Here is a 2,083-nt window from a genome sequence, read left to right as displayed (position 1 = left end):
GGTCAATTGCCAAGGTGAATTCCAGTTTGCCTAAGTAAATGTCAGGTACGCAAGAGTGGAGGATGTAAAAAGCTATGGAAAGTAGTGAAATTGATGCCAGAATAGGGTAAAATAGTGTTAATGCAGGGAAATTCGGGCATAACAAAAAGCCGTCAGCATTCATATTTTTATTTTTGCCAGAGTGAATTCTGCCGGCTGATGGTCTTGTGAAACTAGCGATATATCCCGGTAATCCATTAAAAATTAAAGTTCTAGCAGTTCATCGTGTTTTACGTAGCATTTGCGTTCTTCGCACCATAAAGGCTGGGTGTCTGGTCCTTTCCAGCTGTCCCATGGACCGGCGGAATAGCCGTATTCCAGACGGTAGGCTTGCAGATAATTTAACTGCCAGCCGTCGCTGTCCAGATACTCCCATGGATTGGATTCAATCTCATGACCAGAGCGAACCCAGTTGCGAAGCATGTAACGTTCGCTGCGTGTCATGGGAACAACATCTTCCATTTCATGGAGTGCACAAAGGTTGAACTGATAGTCGATGGATTGTTTATCGTAAATGGTTCGTCTTTTCACAGGGATGCACCTCCTTTTCTAAAGATGGAAGACTTCAGGGTAACTTCTTTGGAAGGAATTCTGCGGCAGCCGAGAAGGTGAAGGGTTTCGGCGCCGAAAAAGAATGCAAACATTTCGTGAGGGCATTTGTTGCTCAGGCTTTCCCTGCAGTAAGAATTAATATGATGCATCATGAGTGAAATATCCTCTTGGCAAAGGTGGTCGAAAGAAGTACCTTTCGGCAGGAAATAGCGGATAAACTCGTGATTGCGCTCAATGGATCCTTTCTGCCATGAAGCCTGCGGATCGCAGTAATAGACTGCGGTACGCTTTTTACCGGAAGGATCTTTTTCAATGGCTAGAGGATTGGAAAATTCACTGCCGTTATCGGTAAGGATTAGCGGAAAGAGGTGGCGAAACCGTTCTGATCCCAAAAGGTCATACAGTTTTTTAAAGACATCTGTGACGGATCTGGAATCATTGTAGTCACGCAGAAAGGCCAGCATGAATTCTGCTTTGACAAAATGAATGGTTAAAAGGACTTTGCCGCCTTTCTTTCCTTCAACGGAATCCATTTGGACAACAGGATAGTTTGGATGCTCTTCCATAAATTTTTTAAAATCCTCAAAGGTTCTGCCTTCGCGGCATTTACGGTCGACTTTGAAAGTCTTTTTCTTTTTCCACGATTTGAAACGGACTTTCCTTGGAAGGTCAAGATTCTTTGCGGAAATCAGTCCGGCATCAATGATTCGGTAAAGGGAGCGTTCGCTAATCATCAGGGAATCGGTATTGGTTACACAGATATGATGAAGGGATTGTCCCTGACGGATTAGCGGAGAGACAATGCGGTCGAAATGCTGCAGCTCTTCTTCGGAAAAGGTAAAGCCTTTGCGGGATTCAGTCAGTTTGCTGCGGTATTCTTTGTCAGCTTGCTTGGCACGGTAAAAATGTTTTTCTAAAGTGCAGTGGGGTCTTGTTTTACAGCCATTACACACGTAGGGTGGCTTGTCCAGTTTTGGGCAGCTGTAAGCTTCAAAATCAGGACAGAAACGACTGCACATACCGCAACTCCTACAGAAGCGGTAATTTCTTCCTGCGTTGCAGGGAGAACACAGTCCGCTGACAAGACAGACATTACGTTTGGTGCAGGCATTGTACTTTCTGCGGAATCCGCCAATACGTTCAACCGACAGATGCGAACGGACTTCCTTTGAGATTGTGGAAGGATCCTTGTCAAGGGCGGATGCGATGGCTTTAAATGATGTACTATTGGAAAGCTGGGTTTCGATGACCATGCGGTCAGACAGTGTAAGATGTTTTTGATTTGTCATGATTGTTACCTCCATTGACCGGGATATGTCTTAAGGTAAATATATCATAAAAATGTGAGAAAAGCAGTTTGTCAGAGTAAATTCTATGTAAGTCTTTGCCATTTGAAATTCCAGTGATACGCAGAATTTATTTTGGCAAATAATAACTTTTAAAATAAAGGCGGATAAATGCGTGAAGTTCGTGTAAAAGAAATAAAAGAGAA

2 protein-coding genes are annotated in these 2,083 nt (G+C 43.5%); both read right to left on the bottom strand.

Features of this window, described 5'->3' with window-relative positions; genetic code table 11:
• Positions 1-243: 243 nt before the first annotated feature.
• Positions 244-570 (bottom strand): hypothetical protein, encoded by a 327-nt coding sequence (locus tag D1155_RS14090; protein ID WP_251632575.1) that lies wholly within the window; start codon positions 568-570, stop codon positions 244-246.
• Positions 567-1,880, bottom strand: coding sequence for an IS30 family transposase (locus tag D1155_RS14085; RefSeq protein WP_160203058.1), 1,314 nt, complete (start codon positions 1,878-1,880; stop codon positions 567-569). The genes D1155_RS14090 and D1155_RS14085 overlap by 4 nt, the downstream gene beginning before the upstream one ends.
• Between the last annotated feature and the right edge of the window lie 203 nt (positions 1,881-2,083).

Source organism: Anaerotruncus sp. 80, assembly GCF_009936115.1.
GTDB classification, from domain to species: domain Bacteria; phylum Bacillota; class Clostridia; order Peptostreptococcales; family Anaerovoracaceae; genus Senimuribacter; species Senimuribacter intestinalis.
This window is presented reverse-complemented; position numbering and strand designations above follow the sequence as displayed.

Coding starts and splice junctions, on each gene's coding strand:
- D1155_RS14085 (WP_160203058.1), bottom strand. CDS start 1,880: ATGACAAATCAAAAACATCTTACACTGTCTGACCGCATGGTCATCGAA.